At 56.2% G+C, this 25636-nt stretch carries 29 protein-coding genes; 21 read left to right on the top strand and 8 right to left on the bottom strand.

Annotation, left to right across the window (positions count from 1 at the left end):
- Positions 1 to 720: 720 nt before the first annotated feature.
- Positions 721 to 1149, bottom strand: coding sequence for a MarR family winged helix-turn-helix transcriptional regulator (locus FLT43_RS16320; protein ID WP_087440361.1), 429 nt, complete (start codon positions 1147 to 1149; stop codon positions 721 to 723).
- A gap of 274 nt (positions 1150 to 1423) precedes the next feature.
- Here FLT43_RS16320 and FLT43_RS16315 point away from each other — a divergent pair, with 274 nt between their 5' ends.
- A complete protein-coding gene (locus tag FLT43_RS16315; RefSeq protein WP_373994929.1) occupies positions 1424 to 2632 on the top strand; it encodes an MFS transporter in 1209 nt (402 codons plus the stop codon).
- A 242-nt stretch (positions 2633 to 2874) separates the two neighbouring features.
- On the opposite strand, the gene FLT43_RS16310 is transcribed toward FLT43_RS16315, so the two are convergent.
- The 3 genes from FLT43_RS16310 to yedE form a co-directional block, all read right to left on the bottom strand.
- Positions 2875 to 3288, bottom strand: a complete 414-nt coding sequence (locus FLT43_RS16310; protein ID WP_127510965.1) for a hypothetical protein — start codon at positions 3286 to 3288, stop codon at positions 2875 to 2877.
- Positions 3289 to 3541: 253 nt separating this feature from the next.
- The gene (gene yedF, locus FLT43_RS16305) at positions 3542 to 3769 is read right to left on the bottom strand and encodes a sulfurtransferase-like selenium metabolism protein YedF (protein ID WP_087440365.1); all 228 of its coding nucleotides are present in this window, start codon (positions 3767 to 3769) and stop codon (positions 3542 to 3544) included.
- Between the two features lie 3 nt (positions 3770 to 3772).
- Positions 3773 to 4972 (bottom strand): selenium metabolism membrane protein YedE/FdhT, encoded by a 1200-nt coding sequence (gene yedE, locus FLT43_RS16300; protein ID WP_087440366.1) that lies wholly within the window; start codon positions 4970 to 4972, stop codon positions 3773 to 3775.
- A 194-nt stretch (positions 4973 to 5166) separates the two neighbouring features.
- Here yedE and FLT43_RS16295 point away from each other — a divergent pair, with 194 nt between their 5' ends.
- From FLT43_RS16295 to FLT43_RS16275, 7 genes are all read left to right on the top strand, one after another.
- Positions 5167 to 6102, top strand: a complete 936-nt coding sequence (locus FLT43_RS16295) for a phosphotransferase family protein (protein ID WP_087440367.1) — start codon at positions 5167 to 5169, stop codon at positions 6100 to 6102.
- Positions 6103 to 6261 carry a hypothetical protein gene (locus FLT43_RS16290; protein WP_174818223.1) on the top strand — a complete coding sequence of 53 codons (159 nt, stop codon included), beginning with the start codon at positions 6103 to 6105 and terminating at the stop codon, positions 6259 to 6261.
- 106 nt (positions 6262 to 6367) lie between these two features.
- Positions 6368 to 6925, top strand: a complete 558-nt coding sequence (locus tag FLT43_RS30200) for a sigma-70 family RNA polymerase sigma factor (protein ID WP_244194006.1) — start codon at positions 6368 to 6370, stop codon at positions 6923 to 6925.
- On the top strand, positions 6910 to 7674 hold the full coding sequence (locus tag FLT43_RS30195) for a hypothetical protein (protein ID WP_244194007.1): 765 nt from the start codon (positions 6910 to 6912) through the stop codon (positions 7672 to 7674). The genes FLT43_RS30200 and FLT43_RS30195 overlap by 16 nt, the downstream gene beginning before the upstream one ends.
- 495 nt (positions 7675 to 8169) lie before the next feature.
- On the top strand, positions 8170 to 9624 hold the full coding sequence (locus FLT43_RS16280) for an FAD-dependent oxidoreductase (RefSeq protein ID WP_087440368.1): 1455 nt from the start codon (positions 8170 to 8172) through the stop codon (positions 9622 to 9624).
- A gap of 434 nt (positions 9625 to 10058) precedes the next feature.
- Positions 10059 to 10181 carry a hypothetical protein gene (locus FLT43_RS30530; RefSeq protein WP_255321625.1) on the top strand — a complete coding sequence of 41 codons (123 nt, stop codon included), beginning with the start codon at positions 10059 to 10061 and terminating at the stop codon, positions 10179 to 10181.
- 17 nt (positions 10182 to 10198) lie between these two features.
- Positions 10199 to 10462, top strand: a complete 264-nt coding sequence (locus FLT43_RS16275) for a hypothetical protein (protein ID WP_244194008.1) — start codon at positions 10199 to 10201, stop codon at positions 10460 to 10462.
- A gap of 146 nt (positions 10463 to 10608) precedes the next feature.
- Here FLT43_RS16275 and FLT43_RS16270 read toward each other — a convergent pair whose 3' ends face one another.
- Positions 10609 to 11748 carry an ATP-binding protein gene (locus FLT43_RS16270; protein ID WP_087440370.1) on the bottom strand — a complete coding sequence of 380 codons (1140 nt, stop codon included), beginning with the start codon at positions 11746 to 11748 and terminating at the stop codon, positions 10609 to 10611.
- Positions 11749 to 11970: 222 nt separating this feature from the next.
- Between FLT43_RS16270 and FLT43_RS16265 the strand changes: the two genes are divergently transcribed.
- From FLT43_RS16265 to FLT43_RS16255, 3 genes are all read left to right on the top strand, one after another.
- Entirely contained in the window at positions 11971 to 12918 is a 948-nt protein-coding gene (locus tag FLT43_RS16265; RefSeq protein WP_087440371.1) for a helix-turn-helix transcriptional regulator, read from the top strand.
- 63 nt (positions 12919 to 12981) lie between these two features.
- Positions 12982 to 13536 carry a DinB family protein gene (locus FLT43_RS16260; RefSeq protein WP_087440372.1) on the top strand — a complete coding sequence of 185 codons (555 nt, stop codon included), beginning with the start codon at positions 12982 to 12984 and terminating at the stop codon, positions 13534 to 13536.
- Positions 13537 to 13758: 222 nt separating this feature from the next.
- Positions 13759 to 15708, top strand: a complete 1950-nt coding sequence (locus FLT43_RS16255) for a GTP-binding protein (RefSeq protein WP_087440373.1) — start codon at positions 13759 to 13761, stop codon at positions 15706 to 15708.
- Between the two features lie 119 nt (positions 15709 to 15827).
- Here the strand turns inward: FLT43_RS16255 and pepT are convergent, their stop codons facing one another.
- A complete protein-coding gene (gene pepT, locus FLT43_RS16250; protein WP_087440374.1) occupies positions 15828 to 17066 on the bottom strand; it encodes a peptidase T in 1239 nt (412 codons plus the stop codon).
- 434 nt (positions 17067 to 17500) lie between these two features.
- Between pepT and FLT43_RS16245 the strand changes: the two genes are divergently transcribed.
- Both FLT43_RS16245 and FLT43_RS16240 read left to right on the top strand, forming a co-directional pair.
- Positions 17501 to 18043 (top strand): hypothetical protein, encoded by a 543-nt coding sequence (locus tag FLT43_RS16245; RefSeq protein WP_115057795.1) that lies wholly within the window; start codon positions 17501 to 17503, stop codon positions 18041 to 18043.
- Positions 18044 to 18179: 136 nt separating this feature from the next.
- Positions 18180 to 18467, top strand: coding sequence for an alpha/beta-type small acid-soluble spore protein (locus tag FLT43_RS16240; RefSeq protein ID WP_087440376.1), 288 nt, complete (start codon positions 18180 to 18182; stop codon positions 18465 to 18467).
- A 93-nt stretch (positions 18468 to 18560) separates the two neighbouring features.
- On the opposite strand, the gene FLT43_RS16235 is transcribed toward FLT43_RS16240, so the two are convergent.
- Positions 18561 to 18878: a winged helix-turn-helix transcriptional regulator gene (locus FLT43_RS16235; protein ID WP_006678333.1), complete on the bottom strand. Its 318-nt coding sequence runs from the start codon at positions 18876 to 18878 to the stop codon at positions 18561 to 18563.
- A 180-nt stretch (positions 18879 to 19058) separates the two neighbouring features.
- Between FLT43_RS16235 and FLT43_RS16230 the strand changes: the two genes are divergently transcribed.
- From FLT43_RS16230 to FLT43_RS16195, 8 genes are all read left to right on the top strand, one after another.
- Complete coding sequence (locus tag FLT43_RS16230; RefSeq protein ID WP_087440377.1) at positions 19059 to 19469, top strand: DoxX family protein; 411 nt, start codon at positions 19059 to 19061, stop codon at positions 19467 to 19469.
- A gap of 32 nt (positions 19470 to 19501) precedes the next feature.
- Complete coding sequence (locus FLT43_RS16225) at positions 19502 to 20359, top strand: VOC family protein (protein WP_087440378.1); 858 nt, start codon at positions 19502 to 19504, stop codon at positions 20357 to 20359.
- Between the two features lie 126 nt (positions 20360 to 20485).
- Entirely contained in the window at positions 20486 to 20695 is a 210-nt protein-coding gene (locus FLT43_RS30875) for a DUF4309 domain-containing protein (RefSeq protein WP_115057794.1), read from the top strand.
- 132 nt (positions 20696 to 20827) lie between these two features.
- Entirely contained in the window at positions 20828 to 21481 is a 654-nt protein-coding gene (locus FLT43_RS16215; RefSeq protein WP_087440380.1) for a TVP38/TMEM64 family protein, read from the top strand.
- Complete coding sequence (locus FLT43_RS16210) at positions 21478 to 22395, top strand: helix-turn-helix transcriptional regulator (protein ID WP_087440381.1); 918 nt, start codon at positions 21478 to 21480, stop codon at positions 22393 to 22395. Before FLT43_RS16215 ends, FLT43_RS16210 begins: the two co-directional genes overlap by 4 nt.
- Positions 22396 to 22470: 75 nt before the next feature.
- Positions 22471 to 23226, top strand: coding sequence for an MBL fold metallo-hydrolase (locus FLT43_RS16205; protein ID WP_087440382.1), 756 nt, complete (start codon positions 22471 to 22473; stop codon positions 23224 to 23226).
- Positions 23227 to 23408: 182 nt separating this feature from the next.
- On the top strand, positions 23409 to 24167 hold the full coding sequence (locus FLT43_RS16200) for a threonine/serine exporter family protein (RefSeq protein ID WP_087440469.1): 759 nt from the start codon (positions 23409 to 23411) through the stop codon (positions 24165 to 24167).
- 16 nt (positions 24168 to 24183) lie between these two features.
- Entirely contained in the window at positions 24184 to 24615 is a 432-nt protein-coding gene (locus FLT43_RS16195; RefSeq protein ID WP_087440383.1) for a threonine/serine exporter family protein, read from the top strand.
- Positions 24616 to 24695: 80 nt separating this feature from the next.
- Here FLT43_RS16195 and FLT43_RS16190 read toward each other — a convergent pair whose 3' ends face one another.
- The gene (locus FLT43_RS16190; RefSeq protein WP_087440384.1) at positions 24696 to 25601 is read right to left on the bottom strand and encodes an SDR family oxidoreductase; all 906 of its coding nucleotides are present in this window, start codon (positions 25599 to 25601) and stop codon (positions 24696 to 24698) included.
- Positions 25602 to 25636: the final 35 nt, after the last annotated feature.

Here is a 25636-nt window from a genome sequence, read left to right as displayed (position 1 = left end):
CAGACACGCCTATTCGGTAAGCGAAATCCTGCGCAAATACAGCAATTCGATATGGACGACTTGACCAGAAAGGGAATCCTGCAAAACGGCAGGAATTTCACCCGTTTCGCTTTGACTTGAAGCAAAAGGGCCTAAAATGATGTGGATTTGCAGCAATTCCTCGGGATGTGGACTCATTGAGCCGAAATTCCTGTAAAATGGCAGCAATCCCCTCCACACGTTCAAGCCCCAGGAGGCAACGATGCCTCCTGAAGGCGATGATGCCTCCTAAAGGCGAAAATGCCTCCAGGATCCGACGCGGTCTCTTGGATCCCGTAAAATCAGGCCGTTGAGAAGTCCATGGGAATTTTTGCTGCCTCATTTTTTATAGGGTGGATCTCGCCTTTCAGTAGAAAAAATCGATTTAAAACGCTCTGAGTGCCAAGTTTTGATTGTGTAAATGGACATCTCCACTCCTTCGTAAAAAACAGGGGTTTTCCAACAGCCTGACTTTTGCAGGAATTTCATCAAATAGCGGCTTAAAGAGCAGAAAGTGCTGAATCCACGCAGCATTTCACTGCTTCATCCATCTTCCACCAGTTTGCTCACCGCCGTTCTCCCCGCATCCACCAGCGAAATAATGATACCGGCTGCTTATGATTGACCGTTGTCATGAGTGCAGGCACCTCCTTCTGCAGGCAATGAGGCAGAGTGATCGCTCAAGTGTCAATGCCGGAATCGTCACCCATCTTGCAGGGAATGGTTCAGCTTTACGAGCAATTGGTGCAAGGTATGGCACTCCTCGGAAGACCATTCCTGCAAAAAATGGGTCAGCCGTTCTACCCGGATCCGCTTCGTTCGTTCAAATTCATGCATGCCCGATTCCGTAATCTCGAAAAAACTGGAACGGCCATCCGTCGGATCAGGCAGGCGCCGGATGTATCCTTTGGATTCCAGTCCCGCGGTCTGACGGCTAATCGTGGAGATATCGAGCCGGAAATGATCGGCCAGCGCTTTGACGCCGAGCGGGCCGCGGGTAGACAGCTCATGCAGGAGCAGATAGGCGGAGCGTTCCAATATTTTTAGTTTTTTATCAATACCTGAGGAAGTGGCGTGGCGAACGAGTGTGGAGAGCTGAAAGTAGATCTCGGCCAGTTGCTTCTCTTCCATCGGTTTCTCACCCTTTCGCATGCAAGCTTCTACCTGCTACTTTACTTGATTCATACAACCAATTTCAACATCATCCATCACGGTTCCCGGAAAGGGATATTGACAGGATGTCAAGAAGTTGTATAATACAAGTAGTTTATAGTTGCATCATACAACTAGATTGTCCGTCACCAAACGCTCGGCAGAAGGACGGGTTTTTTTGTGCCTGCCGCTCAGGCAGGGTGCGCATGATGGACCATCTGGTCCGCTCAACACGAGGATGGAGGTTGGAGAGTTGATGTCTTCTGGGACTCAATATGAGGAGTTGAAGAACCGATCCGGTACGTTCAGCCAGCCGCTGTCCGTATGGGTCGTTGCTTTTGCCTGTGTGATTTCATTTATGGGGATCGGGCTCGTCGATCCGATTCTGCCCGCCATTGCGGCCAAGATGGAGGCGACGCCCAGCCAGGTGTCGCTCCTGTTCACCAGCTATAATCTGGTGACCGGGATTGCGATGCTGATTACCGGGTTCGTGTCCAGCCGCTTGGGAACGAAGTGGACCTTGATTACCGGTGTGTTTCTTATTATTATTTTCTCCGCGCTTGCGGGCATGTCCCATACGATTAACGCGATCGTCTGGCTGCGCGGAGGCTGGGGCTTGGGGAACTCGCTCTTCCTGGCGACCGCCTTGTCCGCTATCGTCGGCTTATCGACGTCCGGGACGGCCCGAGCGATTATATTCTACGAAGCCGCGCTTGGTCTCGGGATTGCCGTCGGGCCGCTGCTGGGCGGCGAGCTCGGATCGATATCGTGGCGCGGGCCCTTCTTCGGCGTCAGCGTGCTGATGGGCGTCGCCTTTTTATTTCTGCTCTTTATTATGCCCAATGTGGCCAGACCGAAGGTGCCGAGCAAGCTGTCGGCTCCGTTCAAGGCGTTGGGCTATCCCGGATTGCTGACGCTGGGCGTCGTGGCCTTTCTGTACAATTTTGGATTTTTTACACTGATGGCCTACTCGCCGTATGTGATGGAGCTGAATGAGCGCGGCCTCGGCTGGGTCTTCTTCGGATGGGGCTTGCTGCTGGCATTCACTTCGGTATTTGTCGCGCCCCGGCTGCATGGGCGGTTCGGCTCGGTCGCTTCGATTATCATCGTACTGACGCTGTTCGCCGTCATCCTGTTCATTATGGGGATCGGGGTGAAGACGCCGTCCGTCGTCATTGCCTGTGTCGTCGTGTCGGGTATTTTCCTCGGCATTAACAATACACTTATTACGACGGCCGTCATGGAATCGGCGCCGGTCGAACGGTCGGTCGCCTCCGCTGCCTACAGTTTCGTCCGGTTCATGGGGGGCGCCGTCTCCCCTTGGCTCGCCGGGAAGCTGGCCGAATGGTTCAATCCGATGGTGCCGTTCGTGTTCGGCGCCTCCATGGTGCTGCTCGGCGTGCTGTTCCTGGCCGCCAGACGGAAGCATCTGGCCGGCATCGATTCCGCCATCTCGCATTGATGGCCTCATAGGAGACGATAAGGGGCTGTCCCATAAGTAGTTTTTAGCTACACGGAGACAACCCCGCTTGCTTCTCACAGCTCGACTTGCCCAAAAAACTGCGAAATTACAGTTTCCCCTTGTGAAGTTTCCTCGGTTAAAAGAATTCCTGCAAAACCGCAGGAATTTCAGCTATGCCAATGGATTGAAAGCAAAACTCGACGAAATTGATGCACTATTGCAGGAATGGCATCAGATCGCCGCTAAAATCGCGTAAATTCCTGCACATATGCAGGATTCACTGTCTCCCCCTCTTCCGCCGCTCGTCCCGCCGCCGTCTCCCCCACCTCCACATTCGTCGCAGACAATCCGGTCCCGTTCCCATCGATGACGGCCGTATCCGAAGCATCGCTCTGGAAGGTAATCGGACCCGCCACTGCCGAGCCGGATCGGTTTATTTGCAGCTTTTGATGATAGAACCCGCCATCACATGCACAGTATTCGCCTGTGGGATGCGGTATCCGCCGCATGCCGCATGCTGCAGCGTCTTCCATGGCGTGCTCACACTCGTCCCGGCATTGCTGTTGCTCCCGGCCGGGGACACATAATACGGTTCCCGCCGCGCAGGCCGGAGCAGCGCTTGTCGAGCCCATTAGGCTGCCCACGACAAGCGCCAACACGAACCATACCCTTTCATTTTGCTGATGACTGATTTGCGGATCATCGCGATTCGATTATGCCATATAGCAAGACAGGAGACTTATATACGCACAGACATGGGCTGCAGCCCCTATCCGCCAATGATTTATGGACGAATACATTCTGCCCCGCAGCGGAGTTTCCTCCTTCTTCCTCTATCTCTATCTTGCCGCCATAATAAGAAAAAGAACCCGGCTGCACTCGCTGCAGGCCGGGCTCTCCCGATGTCAATTAAGCGGTAATATAGAACGTGAACTCTTGACCGTTCCGTACAGGCTCCTGCGCCATCGTGTAGCCGTGCTTGACGACTTCCTCCGGCACGTTGCGGAAGGCGGCCGGACAGTCGGCGATGACTTGCAGCAGTTGGCCTTTCTTCATCCCTTGCAGCGTCTCCAGCGTGTAAATCACCGGATACGGGCATGGTTCTCCTCGCAGATCCAATGTGAAATCGACAGTCATAAGTCAAGCTCCTTTCTTGTAATTGAATCCGACGCCGAAGCGGTAGTTTTTCTGCCAATACACGGCGATAATGAAGCCGATGCCCAGCAGAAGCAGCGTCGCGATAAGCGCGCCGGCAGGACCCATGACGTCAATCAGATTAATCGGCGAACCGCTCTTCACGAGCAGGCTGTATACGCCGAGATGATCCCACGCATAGGCCAGTCCGGTTGCCCCGATAATGTTGCCGATAAATACCGGCAGGAAGACGACCTGCCCTTCCATAAGGCGGTACATCATGCCGGTCTCGCAGCCGCCGGCCATGACGATGCCAAGGCCGAACAGGATGCCGCCGATGAAGGTGCTCGGCGCGGCAATCTTCGTGATCGGCTCCATGCCGTACACGAGAATGATGATGAGGGTCGCCACGGAGCTGACCGCCATCCCGGCCGTGATCGCCTTCGTCATCGTTGCGCGGCCGCTAATCCACAGATCGCGGAAGGCCGACGTGAAGCAGATCTGCCCTCTCTCGATCAGAATGCCGAAGGCGGCGCCGAATATCGCAGCCGCGCCCAGCATTGTGCGGCCGGAAAGGAAGAAATAGACGATCAGTCCTGCATACAGCAGCGCAATCAGGCCGCCGACATACGGCTGAATCTTCCGGGTCTTTGCGGGACGCGCTGCTGCGCCGCCGCGCTGCAGGGCGGGCTTGCCCTTCCACCAGGAGGTGTTGACGACCTTCGTGCCCAGATACGTCCCCGCTCCCGTCGCCACGATGAAGATCCAGGAATGGAGCGAGAACTGGGGAACGCCGGTGAAGAAGGCCGCCAGGTTGCAGCCCAGCGCCAGCCGTGCTCCCGCGCCTGCAATGATGCCGCCGATCAGCCCCTGAACGAAGCGTCGCTTCTGCCGCGGAGCGCGTATTTTGAAATTGTTGCTGAACAGAATCATCATCAGCGCGCCGATGAACATGCCCCATACAATCCAGCCGTCCGTCCGGCTCCATGTCGTTCCGTCCATATGAATCAGATTAAAGTAAGCCCAATCGGAAATATCGACGCCAAGCATCTGCAGGATATGGCCGCCCAGCCGGGTGAATTCGCCGGTGACCGCCCATACGGTTCCGGTGATCCCGAAGTACACCGCGCTGAGAACGCCGGCAATGCCCATGGCGGCATAAGGGCTCCAATATTGGTTGAACACTTTGTCTAGCATGGATTTCATCTGTACTACCCCTTCAATCTTATAAAATCTTCTATCTACGGTCTATAATAGATTGATCATGATGCCACTCTTTATTGTACTACCATTGTCAATCCACGGAGGGTCTGCGACCGAGTGAAAACGTGTAACCGATCCCAATGATTCGATAGACATGGTAAAATGAGTCGTAACCTATCAGGAAAGGAATGGAAACGATGAACCGAACCGCCGAACATGACCTGCCGGACCGCGTGCTGGCCTGGGTAGCGCAAGCCGTCCATCCGCACGCGGCCGTACGGTCGATCCGACGCTTGCAGGGCGGCATCTCGTCGCTGCTTCATCAAGTTACGCTTCGTTCCCCTGCTCACGACGGAGAAATCGATGTCGTCGTGCGCCTGTTCGACAATGCGGAATGGCTGGAGGATGAGCCGGATCTGGCTCGCCACGAAGCGGAATGCCTCCGTCAGGCCGCACGGATCGGCAGCCTCCCGACGCCGCGGATTGTGGCTTGCGACGAGACGGGCCGGGAATGCGGCATGCCAGCCGTGCTGATGACCCGCCTGGAGGGGTCGGTTGTGCTTGAGCCGCGCGATACAGCCGGCTGGGTTAACGGCCTGGCGGAAGCGCTGGCGCAGATTCATGCGACGGAGCCGGATGGCTTCCCTTGGAATTACTATACATACATCGATATTGGTGCAATCACGCGGCAAGAGTGGTCGGCCATTCCCGAACGGTGGGACGAGGCGGTCCGCATCGCGGGCGGTCCGCGCCCAGATGCTGCGACGCGCTTCATCCACCGCGATTACCATCCGGCCAATGTGCTGTGGCTGGGCGGTCAGGTCAGCGGCGTCGTCGACTGGGTGAACGGCTGTCTGGGGCCGGCCGGCATCGATGTTGGCCATTGCCGCCTCAATCTCGCGATGCTGCATGGCGCGCAGGCGGCCGATGCCTTTTTGTCCGCTTACATCAGGCACGCCGGACCCGAATTCCGATATGACCCGTATTGGGATCTCGTCTCGTTGATGGATATCCTCTTCGAACCGCCATCGGTCTACCGGGGCTGGACCGATCTGGGGGTGAAGGGGCTGTCTGATCGGCTGATGCGGGAGCGTCTCGATCAATATGCAGCCAGCCTGCTGGAGCGTGTGTAATTGTCCAGAATCGCCCATGACGGCAACGGGAAGGGACGGATCGATATGGTGCGGGATATGATATTCGCCCGAGGCCGGCACCATGATGAGCTCATCTCCGGCATGTTGAAGAGCGAGTATGAGCGGATGAAGGAAGCGCCTCACTCAGCGCGGCCGTAAGCGGATTATGGCCCCGGATGGAATCGAGTTATCCGTCCGGCATAGTCTACCGAACGATTTTCGGGTATTTCTCCAATATAAGATATACACGAAGCGAGGTGAGGATATGGATGACATCAATGGCCGGATTGCGGATGTGATGGCGGGCGATCTTCATGCCTTTGAAGAGATTTATAAGCAGACGATAGACCAGGTGTACCGGACACTTTACTTTTTGACGGATAATACACGCGAGCTGGATGATCTTGTGCAGGAGATCTATGTAGAGCTGTTCCGAAGTCTGGCTGCCTTCGATCCTTCACGCTCTTTCCCTGCCTGGTTGTACGGCATCACGATAAGACAGCATCAGGCCTACCGCCGGAAAAGATGGAAGCAGCGGCGCAATGATGCGACGGGGCGGCAGGCAAGCGCTGAACGAGCGGAGCCCGATTTCTCCCTGATGGTAATCGACAAGGTAGCGAATCAACAAATCATGGACGACATCGCCTCTCTGTCATCGAAGTTGAAGCAGGTCATTATTCTCCATTATTTGAACGAGCTGACGCAGGAAGAGATTGCGGAGATTCTCGGCATCCCGCTAGGAACGGTCAAGTCCAGACTTCACTTGGCCTTAACGAAGCTGCGGAGCAGAACAGGGAGGGATTCGGCATGCATGAAGGGATAGAGGCCATTAGACAGGCGTTGAAGGAGACGGCAGAACATATCCGTCCGCCTGCGTCGTTGCAGCGGAAGGTGATGAAGGAACTGGAGCTGCTGAACAACAACGGCGATCTGCTGGGGAAAGTAACGGTCGATACATTGGGCGAAGAGGACCCGATAGATCAGATCATTCAGCAATTGACACCGGGTACGGGGAAAGCGATCTATGTTGCGGACGGCAACCCGGACCGAATCATCAGCAACCAGACCAATTACGCGCAGGAGCCTTGGCATGAAGGGATAGATGCGATTCGAGAGCGGCTTCAGCCATACCGATTCTCAACGCCTGACGATGCGCGGCTGGAACGGATCTATGTCATGTATGGCTTTGATTCCTTGACGGAACAGGAGAAGCAGGCGATGTATGATGAAGCGGACCGAACCGGCAAGCCTGTGATTGTCAGGGATTTGAAGAAGAGTCAACGGCTTGTGGGAGCCAAGTTGGAGTATAGCAAGGAGGGGCATTCTTTCGAGCTTCATATTTTGACGACGACGAAAAACAGGATACATGTCCCGGACATCGACAGCCATCATGTTGAGCGGGTATCGGTCGGCGGCGGAGAAGGTGTCTACTTGGCCGATGCCGCCCATCAGCAGTTGCTCTGGGTCGTGGAAGGAGCCGAAGGCAGCCGCATTCAATACGACCTGAGAACGTTCCACGCGGCCAGGGAATGGGTGTGGTCAATAGCGGGGCGCCTGACGAGCGAACAGTAGAGCGGCATGCCGCAGGGCAGGTCAGCGGCTGATGCCGCCGGCCTGCGCACGGCTGGCTTCCTGAGCGGTTCGGGCAGGTTGCCGTCAGCTCGGATACAGCGAGCAATAGGTACGGTCGAAGCGGCCCTTCCGCGAATCCGAACATCGATCCCCAATTCTCCGAAGCTTCTCCCGCCGAGAACATCTCCAGGACGAAATCAAGATACCGATCATATGAATCGTCATCGAAGGACACCATATCCTCGTCATCATACGCATAATTGGGGAACTCCAGCGTGGGGCGGACAAGCGCATCGAAGTGAGTTGAATTCCACACCGAGCGCGGTAGCTCCGCCGGGCGCCCGCCGCTCCAGGCCATCAGCGGATGCCGCATAGATAACCCGGTGCTCGATATCGTACGCGGACTCGAACCTGTTTCTTTGTAACCTTTACCAAGGAAAGATATGTTGTTATAGAATTATGAAAATTGTAGCAGGAGGAGTAACGTACACGAGAATGAAACCATCACAGAACCGCACCATCTTCATCCGGTGCATGATGTTGTTGTTCGCTGCCGTCCTCGTTGCCGCATCCGTCCTTCCTGCGGGATCGGCTGCCGCCCCGGCGAAGTCTTCCTGCGGAACGGGCTGCACCCGTTACGACGTTGTCGTCATCGGCAGCGAGATTCAGGGGGTGCTCTTGGCGAAGGCCGCCCGCGATCTCGGGCTGAAGGTGATCATCCTCGATCCGCGCAGCAAGCCGGGAGGCGAGCTGATTCAAGGCCAGATGCTCGTGCTCGACCAGCCGAATGACAATCAGAGGCGCAGCCTCGTGCAGGGCGAGATTCGGAGATTATTCAATGGCTATAACGCAGGCACCATTCGCAAGGAAGAAGAATTCAACCGCTATTTCCAATCGGTCAGCAAAAATATTCCGATTCAAAACAGCATCCGCATCGAGGCGGTAGATGTCGTTCCCCGGGGGAAGGAGAAGGCAATCCGATCGCTGACGTACCGGACGAAGGAGGGCAAGCAGTATAAGGCGGAAGCGGATTATTTCGTGGAAAATACCGATTTCAACGCCTTGACGAGCAAGCTGGAAGTGAAGCGGATTCCCGGCATGGAGAGCATCTATAATGGCAAAAAACCGGATCATATGGCCGCGACCCTGATGCTAAGGTTCAAAAATGTAGACTGGAACGAACTGCACCAGCACGTGCTGCTCGATTATCCGCTGACCAATGTGCAGAAGAAGTATGGTCCGAATACATATGTCGATTGGAATACGGCGACGGGCTTCAGCAATCTGACCTTCCAATACAAGGCGAAGGATGATCAACTGACTTTTCGCGGGATCAATTCCACCTATCAGCGGAACGGTCAAGTGATTATGAATGCGCTGCTCATCTTCAACGTCGATCCGGCGAATCCGGAATCGGTCCGCTCCGCGGTCAAGAAGGGGAAGGCCGAGGCGCCGCATATTCTGAAGTTTTTGCAAGAGCATATTCCCGGATATAAGAACGCCGAATTGGACGGGTTCCCCGATTATTTATATATTCGGGATTACAACCGCTTCGAGACGGATTATATTTTGGACTATCCGGACGTGATGTCAGGCAAAATGTTCTGGGACAACGTCAGCATCGGCGGCTATACGGTCGATCTGCAGGCGGTGCGGGCGATTCCAAAAGGAATCGGCTTCGGCAAACCGAACCCGTACGGCATGCCGCTGCGCTCCTTCCAATTGAAGTCCTATGAGAATGTGCTCGTCGTCGGCAAAAATGTCGGGGCGACGATCAAAGCGTACGGCACGGCCCGCATTATGCCGAACACCGCGCTGGCCGCCGAGACGATCGGGATTATTTTGGGAAAAGAGCTGAAGCATAAGCGTCTAAAGCAATTGACGCAAGCCGATTTTCAACGGATACATAAATACTTGGAACGGAGTTACGGCATTGTGCTGAACCGGTAACCGGCAGGAAGGGGACGGTTATCCCGAGTGGAGCCGGACAGACTGAGAGACCCGCAGCGGAACGCGGGTCTCTTTTCTTCTATAAATGGCTTCGCTGGCATGACGATCGTATTGCGATGCTTGGACGCCCACGTACTCGGCCATTACCCGTTCGCTTTGCAGACCGCGGCGATCCGCTCCGGTCAGCCAATTCCTCGGACATAACCAGCCCTGCCAACTCAACGAAGCCTTGCGGGCGGCTGCATAGCCAGATTCGGCAGGCAGGAGGCGGGATCATGCAGGCTCGCGTTGCGGGACTTGCTGGTGAACGGAGCACCTGCAAGGAGGGGCGATTCGCCGACGGACAAACTCGCTAAATTGCCGGATATCCGGTACGCGGGAGCGATATTGTCATATGATGAAGTAACCACCTTCATGCGAGAGGAGGGTTCTTCATGGATAAAGATGAGACGGTGAGAACCATTACCGCGATTGTGCTTATTGTTGTGTTCACTTCATTTTTTATAGGTCTTGGAGCTGAAGAAGGCGGAGGTAGGCTGGAAACGATAATAATTTAAGATGGATGGTGACATCCGTGGCGAAGAGTGGGAGTAACAACCGCAACAACAAAAGAAAAACGAACGCCGGTCCCAAGCTGTCCCCGCAACAAATTGCGGTCATCGTTGGTTTGTTGACCAATGCCCTGCAAGTCGACTCTGTCCTGCTCGATCGCAATCAGGCTGTAGAAATTGTCCTTGTCGGATCGATCCGCAGGAAAACCAAGGCCGATAAGGTCGCTGAACAGATGGGCGGAGTTACTGTCGCGGAATTACTCCAAGCCATCCTTCGTCAGGGTTAGTACTGAGCTCTCCTTTTACTGGTTCGGGGTTACACGCTTGTCCGGTGGAGTCCGGCTCCGGGCACAGCGCATTCTTCAAGTGGACGTGCCCCTATGAGCCAGACGTGCAGGGGAATCCCCCTCCTGCCAGAGGGGGCCGGCCGCAGTCAGGCTTGCCGCAATTCGTTCCGATGAAGCCGGATGTTCAGCCCGGGGTTCGCCTCGGAGACGGAGCGGGTATATCGGCTCAGAGCTTCCGGTGACACAGGAAGGCGGAAGAGATCCCGATCCGGCAGGAAGGTGATGCTTGTGCCGGTCTCCCGCGTCTCCCCTACCGTCAATAATCCGGTCTGGGGAATTCCATGCTTGAAGTCCTGCCGGAATATGCTGCCGCCGCGGCGAATCTCGACCGTCAACCTGTGCGAGAGCGCGTTGACGACGGCGGCATTGATTCTGTGCCCGGCGCCGGGCGCCGTAATGAAGGCGCTTGGGCTGGTGCGGCCGATGTCGGTAAGAATTGCCTGCAGCGGCGTCTTGTCTGCGTGGGCGAAGGCCTGAACCGGGATGCCCCGGCCGTTGTCGGCGATGGTTACGCTGCCCTCATCGTGCATGAAGAGATGCACTTCGCTGCAGTGCCCGGCTTGGTGCTCCTGGACCGAGTTCTCGATGAGCGCCGTTACCAAATGGAGCGGGTCGTATCCATTCTGATTGCTTCCTAAATAGTCGCCTGCATTGTTCCGGGCTTCGGTCAGGGCGATATAGTCGCTCGCATCGAGCAGCTCGGAAGCGGCTGCCCACAGCAGAAGAAGGGGAAGGGCGCGGTGGGGAGGAATGACATACGTGCCGCCCCGTTCCTCTTGGACAAGCAGATCGGCTCCCTGCAGCGCCTTCAGATGGTGGTACAACTGGCCGGTTGTGCCCATATGGAGCTGTTCGACCAGCTCGGCTCCGGTAAGTGGAGCGGCAAACACGGATTTGAGAATATCGATTCGCTGCTTATGCCCGAGGGCGGCCAACACCTTGGCCGCCTTCTCCCCGTCCAGATCGAGCAATTGCCGGACCGTTCTCTCCTGCGGCGTCCATCGGCAGCTTCCTTTCTCTCCCCGATAGCGGCCGGAGTACAGGATACCCCCGGCTTCCTCTTCTTCGCTCGGGTGACTTGGCGTGTCTTCTGAACCGAGGTCTCCCTCCTCGATATGAATCTCCACCTCCGATTGCAGCTCAGCAAGCTGCTTCACGAGATGTTGGATCTCACTCAGTTGGGACTGCAGTGCATCGAGCTCCGCTCCGTAATTCCGGTTCCCCATGTTCTCACAACCTTTTTATTATTTTACGTAATTACGTAATTAAATAATAACATGAATTCTCCTCGATGTAAATATCATCCAGAAGGAAGGGAGAGAAAAAGCAGAGGGCTTGTCCGTTAGCCGGAACAAAGCCCTAATGGCCTCTCGCCATTTCGGCTCTGCTGTGGGTACAATGGAGATTACACCAATTTCGATTCGAGACGTGAGGGAGGACAGGGGAGCATGAACAAGACGGACCGTCTCTTGGCGATAGTGCTCGAGCTGCAGCGCTGCGGACTCCGGCGCGCGGAGGATCTGGCGGCGACATTCGAGACGAGCGTGCGGACCATTTATCGGGACATCCAGGCGCTGAGCGAAGCGGGTGTGCCGATCGCCGGCACGCCCGGACAGGGATATACGCTGGTGGAAGGGTACTTCCTGCCTCCGGTCAGCTTCACCGTGGAGGAAGCCGTCGCTCTCCTCATCGGCACCGACTTCATCACACAGGAGTTCGCTGCCGGCTACGCCGCATGTGCCGGGGCTTCCCAGCGCAAGATCGAAGTCCTTCTGCCGCAGCCTGTCCGCGAAGAGGCGGATCGCGCACGCCGCGCCATCCGGCTGCTCTCCGAGCAGCGGGCATCGAGCCGGGGGCCGGAGAAGGAGCGCCTCGACCGGCTGCATCAAGCGATACTGGACAGGCGCATGATTCGGTTCCGGTATACGAAGGCCGCACCGGATGATGCCGGGAACCGGGACAGTATCCGTGATGCTGCCCCCTACGGACTTGTGCTCGTCCGCAACGTCTGGATGCTGATTGCCTATTGTCATCTGCGCCAGGCGATTCGCCACTTCCGGCTATCGCGCATGAGCGACCTGGCTGTGCGCGAAGAACGGTTCGTGTTCCCGCCGGATTTCCGCCTGTCGGACTACACGCCTCCGGATGATCGGACGGTCCGGGTCCGCTTGCAGGTAGACGCCTGCATCGCGGATCGAGTGGCGGAATCCAATCTCTACTACATGGAAGCGGCGGAGCCTTGTCCGGAGGGGATGCTGGTCACCTGCCGCGTCCGCAGGCCTGAAGATCTGCTGACGTGGGTGCTCGGCTGGGGCGGGAATGTCGTCGTGCTGGAGCCGGATTCATTGCGCCGCCAGGTTCGCGAAGAAGCGAAAAGAATCTCAGATCGCTACTGACATACTGCTGTCAGGAGCCCTCCCGTATACTGACAGTACTTCAGTAGTCGAGGAGATGATTTTATGAACAAGAACATGAGCATTACGGATATTTTGGTACGGTTCGACGAGATTACGGAGCATTATGCGCGGGAGCTGGACAAGTATAGTATGGAGGAGCTGCGGCGCCAGCCGGCCGAGGACGAGTGGTCGCTTGGCCAGATGTACCTGCATCTGGCCCATTCCGCTCTCGATATGCAGCTTCGCCATGCGGAGCAGTGCATGGAACCCGGCGCCAGCGAGGGGAATGGAGAGAAGACGGAGGCCGGCCAGTCCGTGTTCGAACAGGGGAGCTTCCCGCCGGTGCGTATTCGGGTGCCGGCCGGTGCGCAGTATACGCCTCCGCAGCCGGAGAGCAAGGAGCAGCTTGCCGCCAAGCTGGAGGAAGCAAGACGCCGCATGCACGAGATCGGAGCATCGCTGCAGGATGCCGCTCCGCAGCGGTTGCAGCAGACTGCGGCTCATCCGGCATTCGGCGCGCTGAATGCGGCCGAATGGTTCGCGATGCCGGAGATGCATTACCGCCACCATCTTCTTCAGAAGGAGCGGCTGGACGCTTTCATCCATCCGGCATCCTAGCATAGTCTCGGCGCACCCTGTGTTAGGGGGTGTTTGCCGAAGTCCAGCTGCGGCCTGCCTGTTGAGCCGGCTATATAGAAGAACGGACGGATGCCAGCATATCTGGTGCGACCCGTGATGCCTCCGCGATCTCTGTGCTATGATGGGAACAGCTCTTTAGCGATGGAACATGCGTGACATGAAAGCACAAAAATCAATGAATCCGCTACGAGAGGTGTCAGGATGCATAGAACAATCGGCATATTTGCCCATGTAGACGCAGGGAAGACGACGCTGGCCGAGCAGATGCTGTACCATACCCGCAGCATTCGGAGCCGGGGGCGGGTCGATAACCGGGATGCCTACATGGACAGTCATGAGATCGAGAAGGAACGGGGCATTACGATCTTCGCCGATCAGGCGGTGATGACATACAATGGCAGCATCTACACGTTGATCGACACCCCGGGGCACGTCGACTTCTCCGCCGAAATGGAGCGGGCCATCCAGGTGATGGATGCCGCGATTGTCGTCGTCAGCGCGGTGGAGGGGGTGCAGGGCCATACGGAGACGGTCTGGCAGCTGCTGGATAGCCATCGGGTGCCGGTCTTCTTTTTCATCAATAAGACGGATCGGACCGGAGCGGATGCTGGGCGGGTGCTGGACGAAATTCGTGCCCAACTGACGCCGGACGCGGTGGATATGAGCTCCGCCTGCGGCGAAGCGGAATGGAATGACGGGCTGGTTATCTTTCTGGCCGAACGCGACGAGGAATTGCTCGCACGTTATATGGAGGATGAATACGATCGGGATATATGGCGGAACGCGGCGGCCGACCTGATTCGGACGCATCGTCTGTTCCCCTGCGCCGCAGGATCCGCCCTGCAGGACGTGGGCGTAACCGATCTGCTGCAGCTGGTGGATGCCTTCACGCCGGGGGGCGGCCTGAACGACCAGCCGTTCGCGGCCCGGGTATACAAGATCCGCTATGACGCGAACGGCACTCGCGTTACTCATCTTAAGGTGCTGGCCGGATCCTTGCAGGTCAGGGACGAGATCCGCTATGGCCCCGGACCGGACCGGATCGCCGAGAAGGTGACCTCAATAAGAATAGTGAACGGCCGCAAATATGACAATGCCGAGCGGGCGGAGACCGGCCAGATCTGCGCTGTTACTGGTCTGTCGGCGGCGGCCGCGGGGGAAGGCTTGGGCGCGGTGAACGATCGGGTGGCATACGAGATGGTGCCGATGCTGACGTCGAAGGTCATCTTTCCGACTTCGCTTCATGTGAAGGAGGTGCTTCAATGCTTCCGCTTGCTCGATGCCGAAGATCCTTCGCTTCAGGTTCAGTGGGACGAGGCGCTGCAGGAGATTCATATTCATGTTATGGGCGTCATTCAGCTGGAGGTGCTGGAGCGTCTGGTCAAGGAGCGGTTCGGCATCGATATCTCCTTCGGGCCCCCGGACATTTTGTACAAGGAGACGATTGCTTCGGCGGTGGCAGGATGCGGGCATTTCGAACCGCTCGGGCATTACGCGGAGGTGCATCTTCGGCTGGAGCCCGGTACGAGAGGCAGTGGGATCGTATTCCGGAACGAGTGCCATCCTGACGTGCTCACCGTCAACTACCAGCATGTCATTGAGCAGTATTTGCTGGAACGGGATCACCATGGTCTGCTGACCGGCTCCCCCGTCACCGATGTCATGATGACGCTGACGAAGGGCCGGGCCCATAATAAGCACACGAGCGGCGGCGATTTTCGCGAGGCGGCCTACCGGGCGCTCCGGCAAGGTCTGGAGCAGGCGGACAATGTGCTGCTCGAGCCGTACTATGAGGTGAAGGTGAAGGTCGCGTCCGAGCATATGGGACGTGTCATGACCGATATACAGAAGGCGTCTGGCCGGTTCGATCCGCCCGAGTTCGCCGTAGGGCAGGTGGTGATAACGGGCAAGGCGCCGGTGGCCACCTTTATGAATTACAGCGCCGAGCTGGCCGCCTTTACCCAGGGCAAGGGAATGCTGCAGCTGCGCTTCGGCGGATATGAGCGCTGCCATAATGCCGAGGAGATTATGGAGACGATGGCGTACAATAAAGACGCGGATCCTCTCTACACCTCAGCCTCTATCTTCTGCGCCAAAGGGCAGGGTTACAGCGTGCCCTGGGAGGAAGCTGCGCGTCATATGCATTGTTGAGGCGTGGCATGGCGCGGCATGACAGCAGCCTGACCGGGCCGCAAGGCTGGCCTGCATAGCAAGGGGCTATCCCATCGTCACGAACGGTGACAGATACGGGTTAGCCCCTTGTTCATGCTTTATTGCGCAGCCTGCTGCTCATACAGCTTGATAATCTCGATAATGACCTCTGTCGCCTTCACCATATTATCAGCAGAGACGTACTCGAACTTGCCGTGGTAGTTCTCTCCGCCGGTGAAAATATTCGGTGTCGGCAGCCCCATATAGGAGAGCTGCGAGCCGTCTGTGCCGCCCCGAATCGGGGTAATGATCGGCTCGACGCCGGCCAGCTTCATCGCCTGGTAGGCGATATCGACAATATGCTTGACTGGCTCGATCTTATCTTTCATATTGTAGTATTGGTCTTTCATGGCGAGAATGATGCTTTTTTCACCGAATTTGCCCTGGAGCTCCTTCACGATCGCTTCGAGCTTCGCTTTGCGGGCCTCGAAGTTGGCCTTATCGAAGTCGCGGATGATATAACGCAGTTCGGTCTGCTCCACATCTCCCTGGATGGAAATGAGATGATAGAAGCCGTCATAGCCGTCGGTGAATTCAGGAGCTTCCTCGACTGGAAGCCGGTTATGCAGCTCCATGGCGATTTTGGCCGAATTGATCATCTTGCCCTTCGCTGATCCGGGGTGGACATTCGTCCCCTTGACCGTAATCTTCGTTTGTGCCGCGTTGAAGCTCTCGTATTCGAGTTCGCCGAGGGGGCCGCCGTCCACGGTATAGGCGTACTTGGCGCCGAAGGCGGCGACATCGAAGCGATGAGGCCCCCGCCCGATCTCCTCGTCCGGGGTGAAGGCGACCCGCACCTTGCCATGCTTGATCTCCGGATGTTGGATAAGATAGGCCATCGCGGTCATAATCTCGGCAATGCCTGCCTTGTCATCCGCGCCGAGCAGGGTCGTCCCGTCCGTCGTAATTAGCGTATGGCCCTTGTAATTGGCCAATTCCGGGAAATCAGCCGGCGACAGCACGACCTGGAGCGCCTCGTTCAAGACGATTGCATTCCCGTCGTAATTGTCGACGATCTGCGGGTTGACGTTGGCTCCGGTGAAATCGGTCGCCGTATCCAGATGGGAGAGGAACCCGATCGTCGGTACGTCCTTGTCCGTATTGGCCGGCAGCGTGGCCATGACATAACCGTTCTCATCCAGAGTAACCTCCTGCATGCCGATCGCTTGCAGTTCTTCCACCAGCAAGCGGGCCAGATCCAGTTGCCCCGGTGTCGACGGGCATGTCTGGCTGTCATCATTCGATTGGGTATCGACTTTGGCGTAGGTTGTAAATCGTTGAATAATTTCATTTTTCACGATACTTCACCTCAAACAATGGTATGTACTCCCTTTTCCCATACTATCACACCGATGAACGAAGGACACATTCTCACGCTGCTGAAATACATCTACCGATCGCTTAAAAATTGTTTAGGTGACAAACTTAGGTTGATTTCCTTAGTTAATTTCCGTAAAATTCCAGTAGGGCACTTTACGAAGGAACGGCTTCGATAAGGCGCGGCTTATACCCGATTTATCGTCTCTCCAGGAGCTTGGATCGCTTAAGTTGAATTGGTCGAGAGTCTGTCGGACTTATCATTTCTTGAGAGCATACCTCATATTCGTTCCCTCAGCATTTGCGATAATGCCTTCATCGATATTCGTCCGCTACAACCCTTGCCACGCTTGACCTTCTTGGGTTTTCGGCAGACCTAGGTAACCAAAAGCGTAAGGAAACGGAGAAGATAAGAATGAAGAAAACATGGTGTCTCACTGTAATGCTGTTCTTCGGAGCGGTCCTGATTGCTGCGGCCTGCGCCCGTCAGGACGGGAATCTCCAGCAGTCTCCCGGACAGGGTGAAGCCAACGCGCCTTCCCGGCTGGAGTCACAGCCGGCTAATCCGCCTCGAATGACGGAGTCTGTCATTTACGAATTGGATCTGGCCAAGTACAGCGCAATACCCGAGATTCCATTCTATGCGGACGGAGAGATCACGACCATTGGCACGGACACGTTGAAGGCGCTGGAGGGCGGACATCATCCGTGGCTCAATCATGCCGAGACGATCGTGGCCACGAAATTAAATAATCTCGTTCCTCCGGAAGAGAAGGGCGCTGACGGCCTGTACGATCATCTGGTCGAAAAAGTGTCCCAAGAGAGCCCGGATCGGGCGACATATCGAATTCGGCTGAGCGATCGCTTTTATTATGATATCCATCTGGACACATTTACCGACAAAGACGATCACGCGGTTATGTTCATTACGAAAATAACGATGCATTACGCGTATTAAGGCCGGAGCGCCGCGCTGCCGTGTGGAGAACGGTATGGACGGGCAGGAAGGAGAGTGCGCGCGAGGCACATAATTTGGCCGCTTCCGGGCCATTGTATGAAGGATTCATACTTTATACTGGCAAGGAGGCAGGATGATGGCCCGCAGGAACCGAAGAAGGCTGCTCGTGAACGGAGCAGAGCAGGGCGTCAATGCGTTCAAGGCGGAAGTGATGCGGCAGGAAGGCTTCGCCGTTGATCCGAACCGGCCGGACGACGTTAAGTACGAGGTTGCCAAGACGTTGGGCGTGCCGCTGCAGCCGGGAGACAACGGAGAGTTGTCGACGGAGTCGGCAGGGCGCGTCGGGGGCCGGATTGGCGGCACGATGGTGCGGGAGATGATTCGTCTTGCACAAGAGCAGCTTACAAAGAAGCCGACGCCGTAGCCATTCATAGGCGCGCAAGCGAACAAAGCCGGAGTCTCCAGCAGGAGATCCGGCTTTGATGTTATCGGCAACGAGGCGCAGCGCAGCGGCGGGTTATAGCTCGATCCATTGCGCTGCCCAAGCTTCAATGTCTCGAATGATTGGTTCGAGTGCGTGTCCCTTCTCCGTCAAAGAATATTCAATGCGCACCGGCGTGTCGGGATAAACTTCGCGGCGCACGATGCCTTCGCGCTCAAGATCCTTCAATCGTTCGGATAAGACCCGTCCGCTAATCGCGATTGCCGATTCCATCGTGCAGAAGCGTTGCGGGCCTGCCAGCAATTGATGGATGATAAGCCCTGTCCACCGTTGGCTCAAAATGCTCATCGCTTTGTCGAAGCGGGGGCATCGTTCACTGGATGTTCCGTTCATGTTCCATCACCTCTACCCCTCTATTATAGCACTGGTGAGCGGAAATAAGCATCTTTCCCAAAAAAATATAATTACTTGACAATATTGATTGACTAATTTATATTTACTTGTAATTAGTAACCGAGGTGATGGCAACGCCAGGTTGCATTTATTCTAAAATTAAAGGATGTGTATTCGGAAATGACGAAACTTCACGAAATAGGTGCTCTGCTGTTAAGGATTTTTTTGGGGGTAGCTTTTCTTATTCACGGCTTTCAGAAGTTCCAGGGCGGCATTGGCAATACGATGGGATTCTTCGAGAGTCTGGGGCTGCCTGGATTTGCGGCTTATGCCGTTGCCCTGATTGAGATTATCGGGGGCGTCGCTCTTATTCTTGGCCTGGGCACCCGCCTTTTCTCTGCCCTGTTCATTCTTATTATGGCTGGGGCGATGGTGAAGGTGAAGTTCGCGGCAGGCTTTACCGGCAGTCCGGAAATGGCGGGCTATGAACTGGATTTGGCCTACTTTGTTATGGCGGTATATTTCGTCCTGTCGCCAGGGAATACGTGGTCGCTCGATCGTCTATTGTTCGGCAGCAAGCCGAGCGCATGAACAGGCCTAGTGCCTGAAGGGGGAACTAGCTTATGAATTTTCATCGTTACCCGTCTACTTATGTCGGGCATGTTCAACTGGCCGTCGAGAGTCTGGAACGCTCGCTTTTGTTCTACCGCGATGTACTCGGATTCAGGGTGCTCGAACAATCCGGCGCTAGCGCCGTCTTGACGGCGGATGGCGTGACGCCTCTCGTCACGTTGGAGCAGCCGGATACGATCGAGCCTAGGAACCCGCGCAAGACCGGGCTCTACCATATTGCGTTCTTGCTCCCGAGCCGATCTGATCTGGCCGATATTCTTCAATACTTCATCCAGATTGGGTACCCTCTCCAGGGAGCATCGGATCACTATGTGAGTGAAGCGCTCTATCTGGCGGATCCGGAAGGCAACGGCATCGAGATTTATGCCGATCGCTCGCCGGAGACATGGAGCTGGAACGAGGGCCAGGTCGGCATGGCGACCGTTGCACTGCAGGCCGACAGCCTGCTGCATGAAGCGACCGGCCGTCCGTGGACGGCGATGCCAAGCGGCACGATCATCGGCCATATTCATTTGCAGGTATCCGATCTGGAGAAGACGGAGGAATTTTACGGCCGGGGGCTGGGCTTCGAGACTGTCGCACGTTATGGCCGGCAAGCGTTGTTCATCTCGACCGGCAAGTACCATCATCATATTGGCTTGAATACATGGCATAGCGCGGGGGAGTCCGCTCCTGGCAAGGATAGCGCAGGCTTGAAATGGTTCACGCTCATGCTGCCGGACGAGGAGACACGGAAGCAGACCGTGGAACGGCTGCGTCAGCTTCATGCGCAGGTTGAGGAGGAAGCGGGCACGGTTCGAACCGTGGATCCGAACGGGATTCATCTCATTCTGCAAGTTCAATCTTGATATATTCCATTCGCTCGAAGTCGGGCGGCATGGAAGCGTACAGCAGATGGCTTGGGCTGTCTGCTGTTTTGCCGTCTTAGGGCGGAATCTTCCTCCGGGTGACCGGATAGGGGTTGTGAGGGAGAAATAGAGTTTGACCATCGGGGCCTATCCATTGATGAAGCGCTTTTTTGTGTTTTAAAAGGGAAAAACAATGCAGGAGAGCCGGACAAGGATGAGTTCGCGGGACAGGGCATGTACGCCACTTATGAGAAGCGGCATATCGTCTTCGGCTATAACAAGGGCATGCAGCTGTTCGACGTCCGTTCGGCAGCCTGTCCCCTGTTCCATAATTGAACAATTGATGGCAGCGCGGATCGGTAATCTCCTGGCCTGATATTTATGCTATGCTAAGGCGGAGGATAAGTGGCGAAGCGGATAGCTTGGCTCTGTCCCATCAAGCTGAATAGAAGTTGGTGCATACAAAATATGGAGTTATCGAATATCATGTCTTACGTGACGGAGGAGAACCTCAGGAATCTGCTGGAGCAGTTCCGCTCGTTCGGTCCGCTGCCCGGTATTCTGCTGACCTTCATGAAGTCGTTCATTCCCCCGCTGCCGACGATCGTCATCGTCGGCGTCAATGCCGCTGTATATGGGCTGTGGCTGGGGTTCTTCTATTCCTGGCTCGGCATGATTGCCGGATGCATGGTTACGTTCCTCATCGTCCGTTCCATAGCCGGACATCGTTATTTTCAGCGCTACGCGCAGAAGCCCAAGGTGAAGAAAAGCCTGCTCTGGGTGCGGCGCAATGCGTTCAGCTATGTGTTCTTGCTCAGTATTTTTCCGGTAGGCCCGTTCGTCATCATCAATATGGCGGCGGCGATCGCCCGGATGCGCATCCGTTCCTTCTTCATTGCGGTCACGCTCGGCAAGGCGATTATGGTGTTCGCGGTCTCTTACATTGGACATGACATCATGCGGTTCGTTCATCATCCGGTTCAGATTATTTACGTCGTCTTGTTCCTTGCCGCTTCGCTGTGGGTTAGTAAGAAGATCGAAGCGCGCTTCACCAAGGATCTCCCGCCTGAGGAAGAGCAGGAGCCGCCGATGCCTGGGCGGAAGGAATCGATCGGGTCATGAGAGTCGATCGGCTGCTCTCTATGCTGCTAATCATCGCGCAGCGGGGCAAGGTGACAGGCCAGGAGCTGGCCGAACACTTCGAAGTCTCTCTTCGCACCATCTATCGGGATATCGACAAGCTGGGCGAGGCCGGGGTGCCGATCGCAGCGCTCGGCGGCCCGGGCGGAGGCTACTATCTGATGGAGAATTATCAAGTCTCCAATCTGTTCCTGAGTGAAGGGGAGGCCGCGACGTTCCTGGCCGTCGCGAACAGTTTGGACGTGCTGTTCGGGAAGAACCCGCATTTCAACGATATGGTGTTGAAATTCGAGCATGAGCGCAGACGTCCTTCCGCGGATGCATGGAGCATCAACCTGTCTCATTTCAGCATGGAGGATGAGCTGAGGAGCAGCCTGCAGCTGATGAATCAAGCGCTGGAGCAATCGCGGCTGCTCGTCTTCGATTATATGAACCGGCGCATGGATGTCGAGGAGCGGATAGTAGAGCCGGTTCAGATCGCGTTCTCTGGGGGCCACTGGCATCTGAATGGCTACTGCCGCATCCGGGACGATTACCGCCGCTTCAAGCTGGTGCGGATCCGGCAGCTTCGGCTGGGCGGCCATTATGAGAAGCGGTGGGAGACGGCGGAAGCGGTCCAGCGATTGCTCGACGCGGGATACTATCGCAGCAGCATCAAGGTGACGCTGCAATTCTCAGCCCGCATCGGAGGCCAACTGGCGGAGCATGTCCCGAAGGAGTCGATAACGAGAACCGAAGAGGGCCATTTTATTGTCACTGATTATTTTCCGTATGAAGAAGGTCTATTGAAGTTCATCATTGGCTTCGGCAAGGACTGTACGGTCGTCGATCCTCCTCAGGTTAGACATGCCGTCCAACAATATATTTATGAGATGTGGTTGTCGTATCATGGCTGACATATAGTTGTCAGTCATTTTCTTTTATAGTAGGGGTGTTGAGCAAGGATCATTATCTCGACACAGGAGGTTCCTATGGAGAAGCACCAGATTGCGGACGGCATCGTTCTCTACATGTTCGAGCCGCGCCCGGACAGGCATTACGGTTACAATATTACGGCCCTGATTGAGAACGGCCAGGCGATGCTTATCGACACCGCCTTTGAGGAGCATGCACAGCAAGTATATGAAGATTTGAGCTCCCAGGGGATCGCGATTAAGGGGGTGATACTGACGCATTTCCACGCTGACCATATATATGGACTGAAGGCGCTTCCTCAAGTCCCGATTTACGGCAGCGCGCATTACCAGGTGACGCTCGATATGTGGACCGATCCGGGGGATCATCCCTATTTTACGCCGGATATTGTATTCGACCAGCATCTGCAACTGCCGTTCGGCTCCTTCGAATTGACGCTGTTGTCCTTCCCCGGCCATGCGCACTGCAGTGCGCTTGTCCTCATCAACGGGCAGTACGCTCATATCGGCGACGAGCTCATGTTCACGAACGGCGGAGAAGCGATACTGCCGTCGGTGGACAGCGGCCAGTATGTGGGGAGGCATCGGGACTCGCTGAATAAGCTGAAGGAATACGGCGATTATGCGCTTATTCCAAGCCATGGCCCGGTCATCAGCGGCCGGGAGGCTATCGAACGCGATATTGCGAATCGGATCGCTTACTTCGAGGCGATATTGGCTAGCGAACAACCTGTGTCCTATGACGAAGCGGTGCGGAATTGTGACGGCCCGTTCCTCCATCAGGAATGGCATCGCAATGTGTACCGCAGCTAGGAGACGGGTTGCCTGTCAGGCTGCATTTTCCTCATCTGGACTAAACCGGGAGGCGTCGGTTACACTATAGGCAGAATGACAGAGAAGGAGAGCGATGGCTCTCCTTTTTGCGAATGGACATCGCGGATGTCCCAAGCGACTCATCAATGAAAGCGCAGATGGCCAGTATGGGGAGTGAAGGAATGAGCGCACAGCCGAGTGCAAGCTACGAGGTGACCCAGGTATGTCTTCTCGCGGGGAAAATTATGCTTCAGTGCGGCGGTGAGACGTACCGGGTAGAAGACACGATGAGGCGGATTGCGGCTGCTTACGGATACGAGAATAGTCACAGCTTCGTGACGCCGACCGGCATCATCTTCGCCATCGACGGCTCCGCGACGGCGACGCGGTTGTTCCGCATTGAGGAGCGGTCGACCGATCTGAAGAAGGTGACGCTCGTCAACAATATATCGCGGAAGATTAGCGGCGACGGGCTTCCTGCGGCAGAGGCGCTGCGCTTGCTGCAGCGAATCGATAAGGCCCGGCTGGCCTATCCGCTATGGCTGCAAATCGCCGCGGCGACGATATCGAGCGGCTGCTTCGCCATTATGTTCCGGGGCGGCTGGCCGGAATTCGTGCCGGCGATGCTGGCGGGCGGCATCGGCTTCTCGCTGCTGCTGTACGTGCACGGGCTGGTACGCATCAAATTTTTCGCCGAGTTCCTGGCATCGATCGCCATCGGGACGGTATCTTATCTATGCGTCACATATGGGCTGGGGCGCGAATTGGATAAAATCATCATTGGCTCGGTCATGCCGCTCGTGCCTGGACTGCTGATTACGAATGCCGTACGGGATCTGATGGCCGGACATCTTGTCTCCGGCATCTCGAAGGGCGCGGAAGCCTTCCTGACCGCCTTCGCGATCGGAGCCGGCATCGCATGCGTCTTGTCCATCGGCTAGCGGAAGGAGGATGGGAATGAGCTTCATCGAACAACTGGCGGTCAGCTTCTTCGCGACGGCCGCCTTCGGCATACTTTTCAATGTTCCCCGGAAAAATCTAGTGCAGTGCGGCTTCGTCGGGTTAATCGGGTGGCTCGTCTACCTCTCGTTCACGATGACAGGGATCGATGCCATTCCGGCGACCTTGATCGCCTCCTTCGTCGTGACGATGATAAGCCACGTCTTCGCCAAGAAGTACCGGACCCCAATCATTATTTTCAATGTCTCCGGCATTATTCCGCTTGTGCCCGGCGGCATGGCGTATGACGCGATGCGGCATGCGGTCGGGAATCAATACGACATCGCGGTTCAGCTTGGGGTCAAGGCGGCGATGATCTCGGGAGCGATCGCGATGGGGCTGGTGTTCTCCGAGGTTATCTATCAAGTCATGCGGAGAAGGGCGGCCTAGCTTGGCTTGTACCGGCAACCGGCAATCAGCAGACTGGCCGGCTGCCGTACTGTGAACCGCCCTGCTCCCTGAGGTCCGGGTCAGGAGGTAATGAACGCGCCGCCGTTTACATGCATCGTCTCGCCGGTAACGTAGCGGGAGTCATCGCTCGCCAGGTAGATATACGCGGGAGCGAGCTCGAACGGCTGGGCGGCCCGCTTCATCGGCGTATTCGAGCCGAAGACCGCCACCCGATCGGCGGAGAAGCTGGACGGAGTGAGCGGCGTCCAGGTCGGGCCCGGGGCGACGGCGTTGACGCGAATGCCCTGATCGACCAGCGAGAGAGACAATGAGCGGGTGAAGGATACGATGGCTCCCTTCGTCGATGAATAGTCAATCAGCGTCTTCTCGCCCCGGTAAGCGGTAACTGAGGCGGTATTGATAATCGAGCTGCCCGGCTTCAGATGGGGCAGCGCCGCCTGCGTGACGAAGAAGAAGGAGAAAATATTAGTGCGGAACGTCTGCTCCAGCTGCTCCTCCGTAATATCAAGCAGGCTGTCCTGCGGATACTGCACACCAATATTGTTGACCAGCACATCGAGCCGTCCGAAGCGGCGAAGCGTCTGCTCCACGATATCGCAGCACGCGGCGCGGCTGCGCAGATCGGCTTTCATCGCCAGGACGGGGCCTCCCAACTCCTCGATCCGGGCACTGGTCTCCTGTGCATCGACCTCTTCATACAGGTAAGCGAATGCGACTGCCCCGCCTTCCTTGGCGCAAGCAATGGCCACGGCCCGGCCAATGCCGCTGTCTCCACCCGTAATGAGCACGACACGATCCCGAAGCTTGCCGCTGCCGGTATAGGCCGGATTCTCTGCGATCGGCCGCGGACACATTACATATTCCAATCCCGGCTGTTGATCTTGATGCTGGGGCGGGAACGTAATCGGCTGCTCCTTGCACTTCGTCATTATGCTGTAATACGGATACATGGGGTAATCATACATAACGTTCGAATCCTCCCTATAGTTATTCGCCTAGA

This window comes from Paenibacillus thiaminolyticus (assembly GCF_007066085.1).
In the GTDB taxonomy this organism is placed as follows: Bacteria; Bacillota; Bacilli; order Paenibacillales; family Paenibacillaceae; genus Paenibacillus_B; species Paenibacillus_B thiaminolyticus.
Note: the sequence above shows the minus strand (reverse complement) of the source record. Positions and strands in the feature narration are given on the sequence as shown.

Coding starts and splice junctions, on each gene's coding strand:
- FLT43_RS16215 (WP_087440380.1), top strand. CDS start 20,828: ATGGAGTTATCGAATATCATGTCTTACGTGACGGAGGAGAACCTCAGG.
- FLT43_RS16235 (WP_006678333.1), bottom strand. CDS start 18,878: ATGAACGGAACATCCAGTGAACGATGCCCCCGCTTCGACAAAGCGATG.
- FLT43_RS16270 (WP_087440370.1), bottom strand. CDS start 11,748: ATGGGGAACCGGAATTACGGAGCGGAGCTCGATGCACTGCAGTCCCAA.
- FLT43_RS16295 (WP_087440367.1), top strand. CDS start 5,167: ATGAACCGAACCGCCGAACATGACCTGCCGGACCGCGTGCTGGCCTGG.
- FLT43_RS16245 (WP_115057795.1), top strand. CDS start 17,501: ATGAAGAAAACATGGTGTCTCACTGTAATGCTGTTCTTCGGAGCGGTC.
- yedF (WP_087440365.1), bottom strand. CDS start 3,769: ATGACTGTCGATTTCACATTGGATCTGCGAGGAGAACCATGCCCGTAT.
- FLT43_RS16225 (WP_087440378.1), top strand. CDS start 19,502: ATGAATTTTCATCGTTACCCGTCTACTTATGTCGGGCATGTTCAACTG.
- FLT43_RS16265 (WP_087440371.1), top strand. CDS start 11,971: ATGAACAAGACGGACCGTCTCTTGGCGATAGTGCTCGAGCTGCAGCGC.
- FLT43_RS16280 (WP_087440368.1), top strand. CDS start 8,170: ATGAAACCATCACAGAACCGCACCATCTTCATCCGGTGCATGATGTTG.
- FLT43_RS16195 (WP_087440383.1), top strand. CDS start 24,184: ATGAGCTTCATCGAACAACTGGCGGTCAGCTTCTTCGCGACGGCCGCC.
- FLT43_RS30195 (WP_244194007.1), top strand. CDS start 6,910: ATGCATGAAGGGATAGAGGCCATTAGACAGGCGTTGAAGGAGACGGCA.
- FLT43_RS16230 (WP_087440377.1), top strand. CDS start 19,059: ATGACGAAACTTCACGAAATAGGTGCTCTGCTGTTAAGGATTTTTTTG.
- FLT43_RS16190 (WP_087440384.1), bottom strand. CDS start 25,601: ATGTATGATTACCCCATGTATCCGTATTACAGCATAATGACGAAGTGC.
- yedE (WP_087440366.1), bottom strand. CDS start 4,972: ATGAAATCCATGCTAGACAAAGTGTTCAACCAATATTGGAGCCCTTAT.
- FLT43_RS16260 (WP_087440372.1), top strand. CDS start 12,982: ATGAACAAGAACATGAGCATTACGGATATTTTGGTACGGTTCGACGAG.
- FLT43_RS30530 (WP_255321625.1), top strand. CDS start 10,059: ATGGATAAAGATGAGACGGTGAGAACCATTACCGCGATTGTGCTTATT.
- FLT43_RS16240 (WP_087440376.1), top strand. CDS start 18,180: ATGGCCCGCAGGAACCGAAGAAGGCTGCTCGTGAACGGAGCAGAGCAG.
- FLT43_RS16210 (WP_087440381.1), top strand. CDS start 21,478: ATGAGAGTCGATCGGCTGCTCTCTATGCTGCTAATCATCGCGCAGCGG.
- FLT43_RS16205 (WP_087440382.1), top strand. CDS start 22,471: ATGGAGAAGCACCAGATTGCGGACGGCATCGTTCTCTACATGTTCGAG.
- FLT43_RS16320 (WP_087440361.1), bottom strand. CDS start 1,149: ATGGAAGAGAAGCAACTGGCCGAGATCTACTTTCAGCTCTCCACACTC.
- FLT43_RS16255 (WP_087440373.1), top strand. CDS start 13,759: ATGCATAGAACAATCGGCATATTTGCCCATGTAGACGCAGGGAAGACG.
- FLT43_RS16200 (WP_087440469.1), top strand. CDS start 23,409: ATGAGCGCACAGCCGAGTGCAAGCTACGAGGTGACCCAGGTATGTCTT.
- FLT43_RS30200 (WP_244194006.1), top strand. CDS start 6,368: ATGGATGACATCAATGGCCGGATTGCGGATGTGATGGCGGGCGATCTT.